The 16,395-nt window shown below is 71.3% G+C and carries 11 protein-coding genes and 1 pseudogene; 2 read left to right on the top strand and 10 right to left on the bottom strand.

The genetic code is table 11. The features are described 5' to 3' along the window. The first annotated feature begins 127 nt into the window (after positions 1-127). Entirely contained in the window at positions 128-394 is a 267-nt protein-coding gene (locus ACQW02_RS05175) for a hypothetical protein (RefSeq protein ID WP_431284204.1), read from the top strand. Between the two features lie 247 nt (positions 395-641). Here the strand turns inward: ACQW02_RS05175 and ACQW02_RS05170 are convergent, their stop codons facing one another. The 3 genes from ACQW02_RS05170 to ACQW02_RS05160 form a co-directional block, all read right to left on the bottom strand. After that, a complete protein-coding gene (locus ACQW02_RS05170) occupies positions 642-1,544 on the bottom strand; it encodes a ParB N-terminal domain-containing protein (protein WP_431284203.1) in 903 nt (300 codons plus the stop codon). Then, positions 1,541-1,867 (bottom strand): hypothetical protein, encoded by a 327-nt coding sequence (locus ACQW02_RS05165; RefSeq protein ID WP_431284202.1) that lies wholly within the window; start codon positions 1,865-1,867, stop codon positions 1,541-1,543. The genes ACQW02_RS05170 and ACQW02_RS05165 overlap by 4 nt, the downstream gene beginning before the upstream one ends. Before the next feature lie 86 nt (positions 1,868-1,953). Beyond that, positions 1,954-3,498: a recombinase family protein gene (locus tag ACQW02_RS05160; RefSeq protein ID WP_431284201.1), complete on the bottom strand. Its 1,545-nt coding sequence runs from the start codon at positions 3,496-3,498 to the stop codon at positions 1,954-1,956. Between the two features lie 70 nt (positions 3,499-3,568). Between ACQW02_RS05160 and ACQW02_RS05155 the strand changes: the two are divergent. After that, a pseudogene (locus ACQW02_RS05155) lies at positions 3,569-4,429 on the top strand (ATP-binding protein); the annotation flags it as partial. Between the two features lie 268 nt (positions 4,430-4,697). On the opposite strand, the gene ACQW02_RS05150 reads toward ACQW02_RS05155, so the two are convergent. The 7 genes from ACQW02_RS05150 to ACQW02_RS05120 all read right to left on the bottom strand — a co-directional run bounded on the left by ACQW02_RS05150 (position 4,698) and on the right by ACQW02_RS05120 (position 16,392). Beyond that, entirely contained in the window at positions 4,698-5,240 is a 543-nt protein-coding gene (locus ACQW02_RS05150; protein ID WP_431284200.1) for a glycine zipper 2TM domain-containing protein, read from the bottom strand. A gap of 91 nt (positions 5,241-5,331) precedes the next feature. Continuing rightward, the gene (locus ACQW02_RS05145) at positions 5,332-6,222 is read right to left on the bottom strand and encodes a DUF6734 family protein (RefSeq protein WP_431284199.1); all 891 of its coding nucleotides are present in this window, start codon (positions 6,220-6,222) and stop codon (positions 5,332-5,334) included. Then, positions 6,219-8,786, bottom strand: coding sequence for a DUF6519 domain-containing protein (locus ACQW02_RS05140; protein WP_431284198.1), 2,568 nt, complete (start codon positions 8,784-8,786; stop codon positions 6,219-6,221). Before ACQW02_RS05140 ends, ACQW02_RS05145 begins: the two co-directional genes overlap by 4 nt. Positions 8,787-8,823: 37 nt before the next feature. Beyond that, positions 8,824-10,890 carry a hypothetical protein gene (locus ACQW02_RS05135; RefSeq protein ID WP_431284197.1) on the bottom strand — a complete coding sequence of 689 codons (2,067 nt, stop codon included), beginning with the start codon at positions 10,888-10,890 and terminating at the stop codon, positions 8,824-8,826. Then, the gene (locus ACQW02_RS05130) at positions 10,887-13,565 is read right to left on the bottom strand and encodes a putative baseplate assembly protein (protein ID WP_431284196.1); all 2,679 of its coding nucleotides are present in this window, start codon (positions 13,563-13,565) and stop codon (positions 10,887-10,889) included. Before ACQW02_RS05130 ends, ACQW02_RS05135 begins: the two co-directional genes overlap by 4 nt. Further along, positions 13,562-16,036 carry a putative baseplate assembly protein gene (locus tag ACQW02_RS05125; RefSeq protein ID WP_431284195.1) on the bottom strand — a complete coding sequence of 825 codons (2,475 nt, stop codon included), beginning with the start codon at positions 16,034-16,036 and terminating at the stop codon, positions 13,562-13,564. Before ACQW02_RS05125 ends, ACQW02_RS05130 begins: the two co-directional genes overlap by 4 nt. Further along, positions 16,033-16,392, bottom strand: a complete 360-nt coding sequence (locus ACQW02_RS05120) for a GPW/gp25 family protein (protein ID WP_431284194.1) — start codon at positions 16,390-16,392, stop codon at positions 16,033-16,035. The genes ACQW02_RS05125 and ACQW02_RS05120 overlap by 4 nt, the downstream gene beginning before the upstream one ends. Positions 16,393-16,395 lie beyond the last annotated feature (3 nt).

Raw genomic sequence — 16,395 nt, 5'->3', positions numbered from 1 at the left:
GTCGGTGTCGTTGTCGCTCTTTCCTGGCGCCCTTCTTGGGGGCCTCGGCCCGCCCTCCGCTCTCGCCCCGGATAGACCGTCCGCCGTCTGGTGCGTACGTTCGGTACCGCAACGGGGGGGAACCGCGATGGTGATCGAGCAGCGCGACGGTCTAGTGGCGGTGGACCTTGAAAGCGCGGCGCTGTTGGCCGTCATCGTCGAGGGTTACGCGTTGGTTAACGCGGAGAAGTTGCGTGGCGATGGCGCGGTCCGGGTGATGGTCATGGCCGCCCAGCTGTACTCGGCGATTGAGGATGGCGCTGGTTCTGCGCGGTGCCTCCGGCAGTCTGCAGAGTTGCAGCGCAAGCTTAACGAAGCCTTCGAGGCCGACCGAAAGAAGAAGTCATGGTGGTGAGGGGCCTGCCTGCTGCTGGCCCCCCGCTCCCTCCTCCTGGTGCTGCCAGAAGCCTTCTGTCGCCTTAGGACTCTCGGGCGGTGGTCCTGGTGCCGCCGGGCTCCCAATGGCTCCTGGCGGCCTTCCGGAGGCGCGTAGGGGGCACTCATCCCTCGGGTGCACGCCGGCCCGTCCGCCCCCCGTCGTGTCCCCTATAAGTGCGTCCCATTGGGACAGACGCCGGGCCCCTCCGCGCCTTGTCCGGCTCTCAGTAATCCGCCTCAAGGCTGCTCGCCTCGTGCTCTTCCAGCCAAGCCTCGTGCTCCTGCTGGAGCGCTTCCGGTGTCGTGCCGAGGAGGGAGGCAGCGCCGGCCCAGACCTCAAAGGCAGACTGGCGGACCACCGCGCGGGTCCGTTCGGTCGCTCGCCGCTCGACCTCCGCTCGTGTCCAGCCCTCGGTTGCGGCGTGGTGCCCGATGGCACGGACCTGCTGCTTGTGCATGGCCTGCGCTAGCCGCCCGAACGACGCCGTTATCTCGGCGAGGTGCTCCTCTTGTTCGACCGCGGAGGCGGGCAGGTCGGGCTTCCCGTCCTCGGCTTCGGGTTCCTCTCGCCCGGCCATCTCTGCGGCAAGCGAGGGGAACATCTCGTTCATCCAGCGGTGGACCGTAGAGCGGCCCCGTGTGTTCTCCAGGTCTTGAACGATGGCCCGGTATGGCTTGAGCCCTCCCGCCTCGTCGACGTTCCGGCCCGCCTCGACGTATCTCCGGAAAGCCGCTCGGTCCGTCTTGCGCCCCAGCGGGAGGCCGTGAGCTCGGTTCCCCACGACTGCCATCCACTCGGCTGTCTCCCGGTCCACTTCGACCGTCTTCGCGAGAAGCGTCCGTAAGCCGGCTCCTTGCGCGGCCGCGACCCGGTGAAACCCGTCGATGACGTAAAGCTGGCCCTCCGGCTCGTCTGTCAGTTTGGCCGCCGTGATCGGCGGGAGAGTTTTCGGGTCCGCCTTCATGTACCCCTGGTACCTGCGGACCGTCTCCCGGTCGGTGCCGGCTCGAGGTTGCATCGCCGGGTCTAGCACGAGGCTGCTCACCGCCACGCTGCGTGGCTTCACTTTGTCTAGGTCCGGTAGTGGCTTCGGCGGGGTCCGCATTGGTGTCGTATGGTCGCTCACGCCGCGACGCTCACGAAGCGGCGTAGCCCGGCGATCACGAAGTTCCGCATCCCGGTCGCGGCTTCCTCGGCCGTCGCCAAGTCCCTCACCCCGACGCTCCTAAACCCGTGGTCCGGAACAGCGAAGTAGCAGCCCCCGGTGTCCCTCCCGATGGCCCACCTGACTCTTTCCGGGTCCGTCGCTTCGATCCACGGCCCGTCCGCCGTGGGGTCTAGAACCTCCTCGACGTGCCACCCGGCTTCCGGGAGGATGCGTCGGACTGCCTCTAGGTCTTCAGGCGTGGTGCCGCCGGTCGGGCTCAGTGGGTGTCGGCTTCTGGTCATGCGGGTTGGTTCCTTGTCACGGACAGGAGTCTCAGTTCTCTCTCATAATCCAAAAAGTGGGACCGGATAGCGGGTTCCATAGTCGCTTATGTGCGTCGGCGGCTCTCGGCCCCTCCCCAGGCGTAGTCCACGGTTGTCACGCCGCCCGACGTCCAGTGGAGTCCTAGCGTGCCGTCTGTCGGGTTCACGACAACGGCCTTCAGAAAAGAGCGGAGGAGGGCGTTCACTTTGGGCCGCTCCAGGGGCCTCGCCGCGATGGCCGCCCGAAACACCGAGAGGCGTGCCTGTAGGCCCGGCCCGGCAGCGGCTCGGCGTTCCTGCGCGGCCTTCAGCTTGGCCTGAGCCCGGTCAAGCTCGGCCTCCAAACGCGTCATGCGGTCCCTCGCGGCGGTGGAGCGAGAAGCGCGCCAGTCGACTTCTGCCTCTGCCCGAAGGTCGCCGACAGCGCCGGCCGCTGCGTCCAGTTGGTCGATCTCGGCTTGTAGCTCCTCGCCCCCTACTGGTGCGGTCCCGACGATCTCTTCGGCTCGATCCTCCAGGGCGCGCTCGACGTGCTCCAAGATGACGCTCTTCCCGTCGCAAAGCTTGGCCCGCGCTCGGACGCAAACCAGGCGAGGCTTCCCGGCGCGTGCCCCGCTGCCCTTCGCCACGCGCGTCATGGTGGACCCACAGGCCGGGCACTCCGCAAGGCCTGCCACGAGGCTGGAGACTAGCGTGGCGCCTGTTCGGTTGCGCGCGGTGTGAGCTCCCAGACGTCGCGCCTGGATGGCCTGGAAGGCCTCCTCAGTGATGACTGCCGGGTAGTAGTTGGGCACTGCGTCAAGCGCGCGACGCTTCCGGGTTCCTTCAGCGTGCTCCATGACATGCGGCAAGAGCGTCCCTGTGACGGTGGGGTTAGCGACGATCTTGGCGACGTACGAGCGCTGCCAGAAGTCTGCCCGTCTCCCTGGGTGTCCAAAGGTCGGCACTCCGTCGTCATTGAGTTGCTGCGCGATGCCGTGGAGCCCGACTCCCTCGGCGGCTAGCCGAAAGATTCGCCTCACGACCTCGGCCCGTTCCTCCCTCACGGCGAAGCGCTCGGTCGCGCGGTCGAGTTCCAGCCAAGCAGGGCAGATGCTCGTCAGCGGCTTCTCGGCAGCCTTCTGGCGCTTGCCGACCCACGCCGCGCGAAGCCTCCGGGCCTTCGTCTCGGACTCCTCGTTGCCCCGGATGAACGTTAGCAGCGCCAGGAGGAGCGACATGGGGTCGTCGTCGAGGGTCCGCTTTGTGTAGGCTCGCTCGTCGTTCAAGGTTACGACTGTGACGCCCTTGTCCACGATGTCGCCCAGCACCCCCAGGGCTTTCCGGGCGGCTTGCCGAGAGATGCGGTCGAGGCTCTCGACCAGTAGTGTTGCTCCGGGCAGAACGTAGCCATCCTCAACCGCCCGGCGGAAGTCGCCTAGGCGCCCGGTCTCGGCGTTCGCTCCTCGGAGGGCCGACAAGCCAAGGTCTTGGAACGTGAGCTCTTGGTCTAGGTCTAGCCCGTGCTTCTCGGCGTACTGCTCAGCTAGGGCTGTCTGGCGCCTGAGGCTGTCCCCCTTGGCTTGCTCCGGGGTAGAGAACCTCAGGTAGCTGTAGGCTTTGGGGGGCATCAGGCGGGCGTCCGTTTCGGTCTGAGCGCCTGGAGACTACCTCAGGTGCCGGGCCTTCGTATACGACAGGATGCTCGTCGGGCCTCCGGGTGCCGGCAAATCCATGCTGGCCGAGCGCCTGCCGGGGCTGCTGCCCGACCTTCTGCCGGAACAGGCGCTGGAGGCCAGCATCGTGCATTCCGTCGCGGGCATGCTGCGCGAAGGCCGCCTGCTACGCCGCCCGCCCTTCCGCCGGCCGCATCATTCGGCGTCGATGCCGGCCCTGGCCGGGGGCGGCCCACGTGCCCGGCCGGGCGAGATCAGCCTGGCGCATCACGGCATCCTGTTCCTGGACGAATGGCCGGAATTCCCGCGCCCCGCCCTGGAAGCCCTGCGCCAGCCGATGGAATCGGGCGAGGCCGTGATCAGCCGCGCCAATGCCCGCACCGTCTGGCCCGCCCGCTTCCAACTGGTCGCGGCGATGAACCCCTGCCGCTGCGGCATGCTGGGCGATGCCTCGCGCGAATGCGCCCGCGCGCCGGGGTGCGGGGCGGAATACCAGTCGCGGCTGTCGGGGCCGTTGCTCGACCGCATGGACCTGGCCGTGGAGGTGCAACCGGTGCCGCCCGCCGACCTCGCCCGCGCGCCGGCCGGGGAGCGCAGCGGGGCGGTGGCTGGGCGGGTCGCCGCCGCGCGGGCGTTCGGCCGGGCGCGCTGGCAGGGGGCGGCGACCAACGCCACCGCCGACCATGATTCCCTGCGCGCGGATTTCGACACCCCCGCCGCCCTGCTGGTCGAACAGGCAGCCGAAAAACTGGGACTCTCCGCCCGAGGCCAGGTGCGGAACATGCGCGTCGCACGCACCATCGCCGACCTGGCCGGGGCCGCGACCGTGGGCCGTGGCCATGTGGCGGAGGCGCTGGCCTATCGGCTGCGGTCGTGGCGGCGGTAGCGGGTTGGTGCGTGATGGGGAAGTTGCGCCATGGAGAGGGCTTCGCCCCCTCCAAACCTCCCCCACCAGGGGCCGCCGCCCCTGGACCGGCAGAGTATTGGTAAAATAAAAAGAGGGGCATGGCGTGCCGTCGATCAATCGCGCCCCTGAGATGCCCCTCTCTTTATTTTACAAAATCGCGTGGGCTCCAAGGGGCCACGGCCCCTTGGTGGGGAGAGTTTGAGAGGGGCAAAGCCTCTCTCAATGCGCCCCCCCTTTCTTCACACCCTTACTTGACCACAGCCCCCATCGGCGCCGCGAAACCCGCCCCCTGATTGATCGCCGGCCCGCCTGCCGCGCGCGACAGGCGCGTCTGCTGGCCCCGGTTCACCACGACGCGGTCGCCGACCTGCAACCCGTCTTCGTTGGTCTGGACCACGGCGATGTCGCCGCCGCGGTCTTCGCGGACGACGAATTCCATGGCCGAGCCTCGGGTCACGCCGCTTTCGATGGCGTTGCCGGCCAGGCCGCCGACAATGGCGCCGCCGATGCCCATCAGCGCCTGCGACCGCCAGTCGCCGCCGATGAAGGACCCCGCGACGCCGCCGGCCGCGGCCCCCGCGACCGCGCCGACGCCCGACTGGGACCCGGCGATCTGGACCGGGCGCTGGCCGACGATGGTGCCATAGGACACATAGCTCGGCTGGCCGATGGCCGAGCGGGAATAGGTTGTCCCGGTATTGGTGGGCGCGCAGGCCGACAGGCCGATACCGGCGACAAGGACGACAACCGCGCTCTGAACCAATGCGCGGAACTTGGGATGACGGGACATGCGAACTTCCTCCGAAGGCGACGGCAGCACCTGACAGGCCGCAGTTTGCCCCGACCGCCCGGCTAATCCAAATGCAAGCCCTCGTGATGGGTCAGGATCGCGTCTCCAGCGCCAGGACCCGGGCGTAGTCCGCCGGGTAGTCGCGGGCGACGATCCGCTCCAACGCGGCCAGCACCTCCGGCTCCCGCTTGGCGCCGGCGACCAGGTGGGTGTAGCCGCGGGATTCGGCTTCGGTGCGGGCTTGCCCGGTGCCTTCGAACAGGTAGGCGATGCGCACGTCGCCATGCGGCGAATCGCGGCGTCCGGCGTGGTACTGCACACAGGCGGCCAGGAAGAGTTGTTCAAAGACAATGGCATCGCCGGCGATGCCCGCCTTTTCCCGCCAGATCGGCAGGTTCGCCGGATGGTCGATGAAGCGAAGGGCGGTCTGCGCGAAGTGGCGCAGGAAGGCCAGATCGGTGCCGCCCAGGATGCCGCAATTCGGCGCGACCAAGCGGCCGCCATGGGGCATCCAGGCCATGAATTCCTCCGGCATCCAGCCGCCGGACTGGCGCAGCGCGTGCTCCATTGCCTCGGGCCGGTAGCAACTGGCGCCCAATTCGCTGCTCTCGGGGTGTTCGGCGAAGACGGGCGCGGCCAGCAGCGTCTCGGCCAGGGGTTTCCAGAGGAAGACGTCATTGTCCAGGTGGGCGAAGGGTCCCGCCTGGGCGGCGCAGGCGTGCAGCTTGGCGATGGCCCACCATTCGGGGTCCCAGCCCGCCAGCGCCTCCAGGGAGGTGGTTACAGTGTCGAACGGCAGGCCCAGGCCATCGACCAACATCGCCGCCCCGCGCCGGTCGGTGACCAGGCAGGTCTCGGCAAAGTGTTCGCGCGCCAGGCGCACCGACAGCACCCAGGACAGCAGATGGTGCCGGGGGGTGCCCCAGCCCGGATGGGTGCCGCCCGCCAGCGGCGCCGTCCATAGCGACCAGACCGCCCTCATCCGCGCAACAACAGCCCGGCGCCGATACCCTGCCAGTCCCCGCCGTAGCCGTAGCCATAGGCGCCGGGTTCGCCGCTGAGCCAGAAGGCGGTTTCGAAATCGGCCTCCGGCACCGGCGGCGGAAAGGCGAAGGGATCGTCCAGCGCCAGCAGCGCCCGTTTCAGCACCACCCGCCCGAGCAGCCGCGGCGCGCTGCCGAGCGGGATCAGCACCTGCGACGAGCGGTCGCCATGCACCGCCACCAGGCGGTCGAAGCTCGGCTGCTGCGCCGCCAGGTTGGCCGGTCCCCGGCGGTCGGCGACCCCCAGCCGCGTATTGGGCAGGAAGGGCGTGCCGGCCAGGTCGAGTTGGCTGCGCGACACCGTCTCACCACTGCGGAAGCGGACGCTCGCCCCAAAGATGATCCCATCGGCCGAACCGCGCAGGTCCAGCGTATAGGCGGCGGGATCGGAGCCGGTGGTCGCGACGGGCACCTCACGCGGGTTGCCCGGAATGCCGGAGCGCACGTCGATGACGCCCATGGTGACGACGGACACGGCGCCGCTGAACCCGACCGGCCGCCACTGGTGCGTGCCGTAGAAGATGCTGAAGTCGCGGGGCGACTGGAAATTATACACAAGCCCGCAGGTGCGCCCGACCGGTTGGCTGACCGTGAGGTTCACGAACATCGGGGCGGACCGCATCGCCTCGCGCGCGATGGCCAGCATCGGCAGCGGCTGCTGGTTGCCGGGGGTGAAGGCGCCGCTGCCGGCCTGGACCAGCACATTGCCCACACCGACCTGCCAGCGGGCGTCCTGGCCGTTGTTGAAGGCCTCGAACGCGGTGTCGAAGCGGGCATTGCCGGGGCGGGGGACGCCGCGCGCCAGCATCTGGCCCAGGGCCTCGATGGTCTCGGCCCCCGCGCGCCAGCGCAGGCGGCCAGGTCCCGTCAGCGAGACCTCCCCCGGCAGGGTCACGGGGATGGAGCCGAGGGTCTGCGGCAGGCCATAGGTGACGATGCCGGTCTGGTAGGGCAGGTCCACGGTGACCAGCAGGCTCGCGTCATTCACGCTGGCCATGGTGACCTGCTGGCGGATCAGCACCTCGATCCCATTGCCCAGGGCGGCGAGCGGCAATTCCTCGCCCGGCACCAGCAGGGATCGGCGGCCGATGGGATCGGCGTGGACGGCTGCCGCGACCTCGATCCGCCCGATGCGCGGCAAGAGGGGCCGGCGCTGGTCGATGGCATCGCCAGGAAAGCGGATCAGCGCGAGCGGCGCGTAGTGGTGATGCGGCCCAAGCGGCGGGGCATCGTCCAGGATGTCGATCGAGGCATCGATGCTGCGCGCGGCAAAGCACCAGTATTCGCCGGGGCGGAAGACGCCGCCCGCGGCCACGAGGTCGAAGAGCACCTCGATCCCGGCTTCCAGCACCACGGCCATGCCGGACGGCGGCACGGGGATCAGCCCATCCGATCCCGGCCCGTCCAGATTGGCCAGGACCGTCCCCGCACTGTTGCGCACCTGGCCGGACTGGTCCCAGCGGCGGATGCGGCTGTTTCGGGCGGTCAGCGTGTCGGCACCGATGCCGCTCGGCAGCAGCGCCGATGGCAGGGGCGCGGTCAGCACGATGCGGCGGCTGTCGTGGTCCACGCTGCGGATCTGGCGCATCAGTCCCGATTGCTGGCCGAGGTCGCGGCGGTCGTCGGTGACCTCGATCCAATCGCCGGCGTTGAAGCGCAGCAGCGCATCGCGGCCGGTGCTGGACAGGGTCAGGACATCGGGGGCGATCACCTCCTCGATCCGCGCGGCGACGGTGGCATTGTCGCGCGACCAGGCGAAGCGGGCGGTGCCGACGGGGCCGCCGGTGATGATCTCGATGCGGTAGAGCTGGTTCTCCAGCCCGCCGTAGCCGCCGCTGGCCGGGATCAGGCAGTGGTTGGTGACCGCCGGTTCGGCGGCCAGTCGCGTGGTCAGCCGCCCGGCCGCGGGCGCCGTGCGCGCGGCCCAGCCGGGGATGGACGCGGGCGGGGTCGCGGCGGTCACATCCTCGCCCACGTTGGCCAGCACGCGGACCTGCCAGGCGAGTTGCTGGCGCGTCGTGGTATCGACGCCGCCGAGCGCCTTTTCCAGCAGCGACGGGTCCTCGACCGCCGTAACCTCCCGCAGCCAGACATCGAGGTAGGCCAGGTGCGGCCCGTCGCCGGCGGGCAGCGCATCGGGCACTGGCCAGAAGGGTTGGGCGGCATAGTTCGTGGTCGTGGTCGCGGTGGGTTCGGCCAGCGGGCCGAGGGTGGTGCCGTTGGCGGGGAAATTCTCGACCAGCAAGCCGTCCAAATACAGGCGGCCCGTGCCGATGGTCAGCCGGCGCGGCGCGGACAGGACGCCGATGCGAAACGCCCAGGGCGTTTCCATCGGCACGCCACTGCGACCGGTCGTGTCCAGCGTCTCCGCGCGTTGCCGGCGGGCCAGGATGGCGGATTGCGCGTTCCAATCGGAATCCAGCGCGACGCGGCCTTGCTGCATGCGCAGGGCGGCATGGCCGCGGCGTGGGTCGTAACGGGTCTGGCTATAGTCTCCGGTCACAAGTGCCTCCCCCCGGCAGCCCTTGCGGGCGCACCAGTCACGTTTCGTAGAAAATCCCGGCCGCGAGGCCGAGCTTCAGATATTCGCCAAGCCGCAGCCGCAGGTTCGCTTCCCGCTGCGTCGCGAACTGGTTGTGGAAGGCGCCCTGCTCGCCCTCATCCGCCGCGCCGGTGCGGATCGCCGCCGGGCAGGCGCGGGACAACTGGGCATAGCCCGGCAGCCCGTATCGCCGCGCGGTGAAGACCGGCTGCAACGAGGCCTCGATGCGCGCGCGGATGGCCAGCGGATCGCCATCGGGGCCGAGGCGTTCGATCTCGGCGGCGATGGCAGCTTCCGGCAGGCAGCGGTAGCGCGCCGGCAGCAAGGTGCCGGGCGGCAACCAGGAAAACCGCACGCAGCCGCTTTGCACGCGCGCGGCGCGGACGCGGGGATTTGCGCCTTCGGCATGCAGGATGCTGTCGGTGATCAGCGTGACTTCGGCGGCGGCGACGCGACCGATCACCGTCACCGCCTCCAGGCTCAGGATGCCGCCGGTGATGGCGGAGATTGCGGGGGAGGTCGCGTCCAGGATCGTGTCGCGCGCTTCCAGCCGCGCGCGGGCCGACAGGATGACGGGGCCGGAGATCACCGCCTGCATGACAATGCGCGCGCGGGTATCGGCGGCCTGCACGGATGGCGCGCCGGGGGTTAGCGGCGTGCCGTCGGGACCGAGGGCGAGGCCAGGCACCAGGGTGGCGTGGCGCAGGGTCAGCAGGCGCAACCCGGTGGCGGTGCCGGCACCGAGGCGCAGCGCGCCGCCGGCCAGCACCAGCCCCTCGACGGTGACACTCGCTTCCTCGCCCGTGCCGGTGACCTCCACGACGAGGTCGCCGGCCAGTTGCAACAGGGGCCGCGCGCCATTGGCGGCGCGCAGGAGGAGCGCGCGACCAGCGGGGACGCGCAGCAGCGGTGTTTCGGCATAGGTGCGACTGTCGCCCACCTCCACCACGCCGCCGCTGCCGGCCAGGGCCGCCAGAGCGGCCGAGATCGTCGGGTGGTCGCCCGGCACGCGCAGCAGCGGCATATCCGGCGGCGGCGAAAACTCGCCGCGCTCATAGGTGCCGCCGCCCATCGGGCCGGCGAAACCGTAGTGGAAGCCGACCCGCAGGCTGCCTGGCGCCTGGGCGTCGCGAAACAGCAGGCGGCCGCTTTCGGGGTCGATGGCGACGACCGCCGTGGGCGCCGCTGCCGCCCAGGCGCCGCCCGTCCGGTCGGACAGGTCGCAGACCACGACATCGGCGGCCGGCACGGGGACGAAGCGCCCGTTGGCGGCCAACCGGTCCAATTGCATTGCCCGCCCCGGGCCGAACCAGGCGGCGGGGTCCCGCGCCATCGCCAGGCGGCCGATCGGCGCGGGCACATCCAGCGGGGTGGCGATCTGGGTGACGGAACCCTCGGCCAGGCGCTGCGAGAACAGCGGCAAATCGGCGCCCAGCGGGTTCATCCGCCAGCGGAACGCATCCAGTGCCACGGGCGTCGCGCCGGGCAGCGGAAAGCCGCCCAGGCGCCAGAGGTGGATCGCGACATGGCCGATATTGTGCCGCCCGCGCCCCAATTCGATCGAGCGCACGTCGATGGTGGATTGGCTGCTGTCAAAAGCACCGCCCAGGCGGTGGAGCGCCAACCCGTCGCGCAGGCCCTGGGTCCAGGGCGCCTGCGGGCGGGGGTGGTTCAGGTATTGGGTGGTGGCCAGGCGCTGGAACATCTCGACGCAGCGGGCGGGCCAGCCGGTCACGTCGGCGGCCATCTGTTCCAGCATCGCCGCGGTGCCCTTGCGGCGGCGATAGGCGATGGTGTTGGCGACCTCCGCCCGCGGGCTGCTGACGGCGGCGGCGGCGCCATGCAGGGCGCGATAGCCGACCAGCGCGCCGATATAGGGCGCGACCCAATCGGCGCAGGTTTCGATGAACTGGTCGTCGTAGAGTTGGTCCAGATCCTCCTCGATCACCGCGATCTGTTCGGCGATGACGCCCAGCAGGTCGGCCAGCGGGCCGCCCTGTTCGGCGTCGCGCATCTGGTGGATCGCCGGCAGCAGGTGCAGCAGCGCGCGGGCATCCCAGGTCATGGCACCACCGCGATGTCGGGGTTGGCTTCCAGCAGCAGCAATTCGGCGCCGCGCAAGGTGCCATCGGCGCCAGGGCCGGCACCGGCGGCGCGCAGGCGGGGATGCGCGATCAAGGCGTTGTCGGGCGGCACGTCGCGGGCAAAATGCTGGGCCTGGGCGCCCAGCACGCCGGGCACCGCGACCACCGCCGCGATGACGGCGCTGAGCGCCATGGGTTCGGCAAAAGCGCGGGCGGAAAAACCGAAGCGGCGGGCCAGGATCGCCGCAACGGCCGCGCGCACCGGCTCCGGTTCCCACTGCGGCACCAGTTGCAGCCGCAGGCGCAGCCGGGCGCGGACCGGGCGCGCGGGACCAAGCGCCAGCAGCAACCCGGGTTCGGCGGCGCGGCCGAGGGCGGCGCGCAGCGCGTCCAGCGTCTCATCGCCCACCGTGGCGCCATCCGGCCCCGCGACGGTGACAAAGATGCGCCGCGCGGCGCCGGCCCAGACGAGATCGGCCCGCGCCTTGGCGATGCCGGCGAACCCGGCGGCGAAATCCGCGACATCGCCGTGCGACACCACACGGCCCAGGGTCAGCACGCTGGCGGGGGCGTTGCGGCGCAGGTCTTCAGGGCCTTCGGGGTTTTGGGCGCCTTCGGCGGGCATCGGGTTTTCGGCCGCCTTCAGCCCGAGCGGCCGGGCTGTCAGCAGGCTGACCGCGCCCGCCGGTGCCAGTCCCGCCAGGCCCGTGCCGCGACGATAGCGCGCGTGGATGTTGTTCTGCCCCGCGGGCAGGCGGGCGCCTTCGCGCCCATCGCCGAAGCGCAGGGTCAGCTTGCCGTCGGCGCCGAGGCTGGTCGAAAAAACCCGGTCGCGGGGGCCTTGGTCCAGCAGGGTCGGGACTTCCTGCCAGCGGATGCCGCCGGCGTCGATGGTCAGGCTGCTGGCGGCACCCCGGCCTTCGCGCGTGCGGGTATAGGTCAGCGGCGCCTGGGCCAGGGTGAAGGATTGCGACCCCCGCCCCGGATAGCCACCGCCGAGGATCTCCGACACCGCCTCCCCATGCGTCGCGCGGGCGATGTTGCCGAGGATGGTGAGGGAGGCGCGGTCGAAGGCGGCGGCCAGGGGCTGGGTCAAGCGCAGCGCGGCATGGGCGGGGTCGGCCGCTTCCTGGCGCAGCAGGGTCACGACCTCGGTGATCTGGGGCGCTTCGGTTCCGGCGATGGCGAAGAGCGGGTCGTCGGACAGGGTCAGCGCGCCCAGAAATCCATCGGCGTCGCGCAGCAGCCAGCGGGCCTGGCCGTTGCCGAGGTCGCGGGGCGCGGCGGCCAAGACCAGGCGCGCGCCCTCGGCCACCGCGCGGGTGCTGCCATCGGCGCCGGTCAGGGTGGCGGAAGCGGGGGCGAGAACCACGGCGGCGCGGCCACGCAGGATCAGCCGGCGCCCTTCCGGCAGGGTCGGCACCGGGCGGTCCAGCACGATCAGGTCGCCCAGCACCGGGTCGATCAGCGGCGCTTCTGCCAGCGGCAGGGGCTCGCTGCCAGCATAGGCCGCGGTGCCGCGATAGGCGGCGGCGTCGAACTGGCTGAGCCCCGCGGCGGTGTCCGGCACCACCTCCGTGGCGCGGCCGGACAGGCCGTAGGCGGCGAGCGCCGTCTCCTTCGCGCGGTTGATGCGGAACAGCGCGCGGGCCGTGGCGGTGGCCAGCACCAGCCAGCCGCCGGCGACGACCGATGGCAGCGCCTGGTCCAGCAGCACGACCCCATCGGTGAAGGCGAAGGCCCAGTCGGTGGCCGTGCCGCCCAGGGCCGTGCGCACCGCGGCGGTCAGTGCCGCCGGGTTGGGGGCGGACGCGCCGAACAGCGCGGTGCGCGCGCGCAGGGCGAAGACGCGCGGCGGGCCGGCGGCATTGGCGGCCCCGGCGTCGATGGTGCCGTCCAGGGTCACGCCCTGGCGGTTCGCCGCCGCATCGGGTTCCACCGACACGACGAAACGCAGCGACCAACCGGCGCCGCCCGCCGTGCGGTTGCGCGTGACGAAGAGCAGCGCATCGCCGGGCCGCAGCGCGACCCCCGCGCCGATCCAGGCGACCCGGTCGCCCGCGCGCGGCAGGAAGGGCACCGTCCGGCGCGGCGCGAAACTGTTCCAGGCGACCCGGGCCTCGATGGGTTCGATGGTTTCGTAGGCCTGGCTGGTCTGGCCGGGGCCGGGGATGCTCTGCACGCGCAGGCCGGGGGACAGGTTGGTGCCCGCCAGCGCCTGTTCCGGCGCGCCGGGCGCGGGTTCCAGGGTCAGCGCGAGGTCGACCGAGGCCGCGACCCCGGCGCCCGGCGCGTAGCCGACGAGGCCGGCCAGGGCGGACAGCGCCTCCGGCTCCGTCGCCGTCGGTAGATATGATTCCTGGATGATGCGTTCCTGGTAGAAGGTCAGGATATCGGCGGTGGCGGCAAAGGCATCCAGCAGCGCGATGGCGGGATCATCGTCTTCCCGCGTGCGCAGCCCGGCGAGGGCCGGGAATTCCGGCGCCGAGAGCCGCGCCAGCATCGCCTGCTTGAAACTGCCATGGGTGCCGGCGCGATAGGCGACGGTGGTCAGCCCCGGCGGGTTGTCGTGGGCGACGGTCCCTGCCCGCCCGGTGCAGCAGGCGCAGCCGGGGGCGTGGCCGGCGATGGGTGCGGCGGTGCCCGGGATGATCATTTGCCGCCCCCCAGGGTCAGGCGCAGCACGCCGTTTTCCGGTCGGTCGCGGTCGTTGTCGAGCCGCGCGATCTCAAGCCGCCCCAAGTCCAACTGCCCGGTTTCCAGCACCCGCCGGTCGGGGCGGCCGAGGCGCTGCAGCCGCGTCACCTCGACCGACATGACCCCCGCCACCGCCTGGGCCGCGGCCAGGATGGCGCTGATGCGGACGGGTTCGGCAAAACTCAGCCGGTCGGGGTCGAACAACTGGCGCGGCCCGAGTGCTGCGAGCAGCCCCTGGCGGACCTGGGCGCGGAAGTATCCAGGGTCGACGCAGACCATCAGGTCCAGTTCCAGCGGCACGAAGCGCGGCGCGTCGATGGCCAGGTCCGTCCCGGCTAGGCGGCAGGGTTCCAGCCCTGCCCGCAGGTCGGCGACCATGGCGGGGTCCGCGGCGCCGCCGAGCGCATCAACGGTGACGAAGGCGGTGCGCCAACTGCCGGTCCAGCGGAAGGTCGCGGCGGCGCGCTGCACGCGCGGTTGGCGGGCGGCCAGGGTGGCGTAATCGGCCTCGGTCACCGCGCGGGCCAGGCTGCGCCAGGCGTGTGGCACGCGGCGGCGTGCGGTTTCCATCGGCTCGGGATCGGTGCCGCCGGTCGCGGCCAGCGGGTTGCGGGCGCCCAGGATGCGGGCGTCGTCGCTGACCACATGGGTCAGCGCATCGGCGCCAAGGTTGCCGGCACTGCCATTGCCCACGCGGTAGGTCGCGACGAAGCGCGTGCCGGCCTGCGGCCGCATGCCCTGGCGGTCGTCGCCGAAACGCAGGCGCAGGCTGCCGTCCTCCTCGGCCTCCGGCACGAATTCGCGGGCGCTGGCGGGGCTGCCCAGCAGGTCGGCGGCGGCGGTCCAGAGGTTAGGGATGCCGGCTTCCTCGGCGGCCAGGGTGATTCGTGGCCGGGCGTCCCCTGGCCGCGCGGCCAGGGCGGCGCGGGCCGAAGGCGCGGGATGGGTGTAGGGCACGGCAAAGGTCAGCCCGGCCTGGCGCAGCAGCGGCAGGTAGCGCGGCGGGACCAGGCTGCCATCGGGGCGGGCCAGGCGGGGCATGGGGACCGGTGGCAGATCCTCGGCCGGCACGGCCAGGCCGTGGTCGGCCAGCACGATATTGCCGCGCGCCAGGCTGACATCGCCGATCGGCACATCCCGTTCCGTGCGGGTGGACAGGCAGAAGGCGAAGGGCAGCGCGTCGTCGGCGGCCCATTCGATCTCGGTGATCTCGGCGTTCAGGATGGCGTCGCGCAGGGGCGAGTTATCGGCCTCGCGGGCCAGGACCTGGGTCAGGCGGACGGGCCAGCGATGCGCGGGGTCGGCGTCCTCCGGCCGGCCGGTGCGGGGGCCGAGGACTTCCTCGAAGACCAGCACATCGCCGGCGGCCAGCCCGGGGAAATGCCCGGCCAGGGTCGCGCGCACCGCACCCGCCGGCAGGCCGCAGGCGGCATCGCCCCAGGTGTGGAACAGCATGCGATCATGCGTGGGGAACAGGCGCTGGGGGTGCAGCGTGCCAAAAACCTCGCCGCCCAGGGCCAGGGCCGCATCGGTCACCGCCGAAGGAATGCGGCCGCTCAGGTTTGGCCGTTCGGTCAGCAGCATCGCGCCCTGGTCCAGCAGGATCGGCACCACGCTGTCATCGGCCAGCGGATCGACGCGGATCTGCACATGGGCGCGGGCGTTGCAGCCCTCGCCCAGCCGGTAATCCACCAGCCGCGCGTGGCGTCGGACGGAAACGCGGCGGCGGGCCGTCGCGAGATGCGCTTCCGTCGCCACCGCATCCTGCCGGTAGGCGAGTTGGTCGGCGACATAGGCCAGGAGTTCGACCAAGGTGACCCCGACATCGGCCGGGTTGCGGTCGGCCCAGGCGGGGGCGATCAGCGACAGCCGGTCCAGCATGACGCGGCGGAAACTGGCGTAGTCGCGCGCCAGGTAATCGATGTCGGGCGGATCGGGCAGCGCTGGCGGTGGTGCATCGGGCGCGATGCAATCGAACTCCGACGGGCATTCGACGCGGAAGGAAAATCCGACGCGCGATAGCGGCGGGTCGATGTTGTCGGGCGGCCGGTCGTCCAGCGGCCCGCGACGCAGCCGCAGCGTATAGGTTGAGAAATCGCCTGCGAGATCGGTGCGCACCACCAGGATGTTCGCGGCATCCGGCAGGGCGGTGAAGAAGCCGGGCATTTCCTCCGGCACCAGCGCCGCGTCGATGGCATCCGCGGACCGCGCCCAGAGCACCCGCACGGGCGCGATGCGCACGCCGCCCTCGATCACCACCTGGTCGGCGGCGAGCCCGGCCGCCGGGCGCAGCAGGTGCAGCAGCAAGGTGCGCTGGCGCGGCGTGCCGGGCGGGGCGGCGTTGTCCAGCACCTCCAGGTGGTCGATGCCGTTCCAGGTGGTGGCCGCCACCAATTCCCGCCGGCGCGGATCGTCGCAGGTGTAGATCACGGCAGCCCCCGGGAGAAATCGGCGGTGGCACGGGTCTGCTCGCTGCGGTCGAGGTAGGCGATGCGCACGCGCAGGGTGGAATCCTCGGCCTCGATCTCCACGGCTTCGACGAGGATGAGGTCGCCGAGCCATTGCTGCAGCGCGCCCTGCACCAGGAATTGTGCGGTCGCGGCGATCTCCGGCGCATTCGGTGAAAAGACGAGTTGCAGGATGCCGCTGCCGAAATCGGGGCGGTTCACCCGCTCACCCGGCTGGGTGAAGAGCACCTGCGCGATCAGCCCGCGCAAGTAGGAGGCGCGATCGGCCTCCGCCGTGCGGGCGCGGGCGTCGAAGCGGAAGGGGAAGGCGACGTGCATGGG

It is taken from the genome of Humitalea sp. 24SJ18S-53, from assembly GCF_050632385.1.
In the GTDB taxonomy this organism is placed as follows: domain Bacteria; phylum Pseudomonadota; class Alphaproteobacteria; order Acetobacterales; family Acetobacteraceae; genus Humitalea.
Note: the sequence above shows the minus strand (reverse complement) of the source record. Positions and strands in the feature narration are given on the sequence as shown.

What these genes read in the sequence shown, in the direction of transcription:
- ACQW02_RS05165 (WP_431284202.1), bottom strand. Translation starts at nt 1,867, where the DNA reads ATGACCAGAAGCCGACACCCACTGAGCCCGACCGGCGGCACCACGCCT.
- ACQW02_RS05130 (WP_431284196.1), bottom strand. Translation starts at nt 13,565, where the DNA reads ATGATCATCCCGGGCACCGCCGCACCCATCGCCGGCCACGCCCCCGGC.
- ACQW02_RS05160 (WP_431284201.1), bottom strand. Translation starts at nt 3,498, where the DNA reads ATGCCCCCCAAAGCCTACAGCTACCTGAGGTTCTCTACCCCGGAGCAA.
- ACQW02_RS05150 (WP_431284200.1), bottom strand. Translation starts at nt 5,240, where the DNA reads ATGTCCCGTCATCCCAAGTTCCGCGCATTGGTTCAGAGCGCGGTTGTC.
- ACQW02_RS05135 (WP_431284197.1), bottom strand. Translation starts at nt 10,890, where the DNA reads ATGACCTGGGATGCCCGCGCGCTGCTGCACCTGCTGCCGGCGATCCAC.
- ACQW02_RS05145 (WP_431284199.1), bottom strand. Translation starts at nt 6,222, where the DNA reads ATGAGGGCGGTCTGGTCGCTATGGACGGCGCCGCTGGCGGGCGGCACC.
- ACQW02_RS05120 (WP_431284194.1), bottom strand. Translation starts at nt 16,392, where the DNA reads ATGCACGTCGCCTTCCCCTTCCGCTTCGACGCCCGCGCCCGCACGGCG.
- ACQW02_RS05175 (WP_431284204.1), top strand. Translation starts at nt 128, where the DNA reads ATGGTGATCGAGCAGCGCGACGGTCTAGTGGCGGTGGACCTTGAAAGC.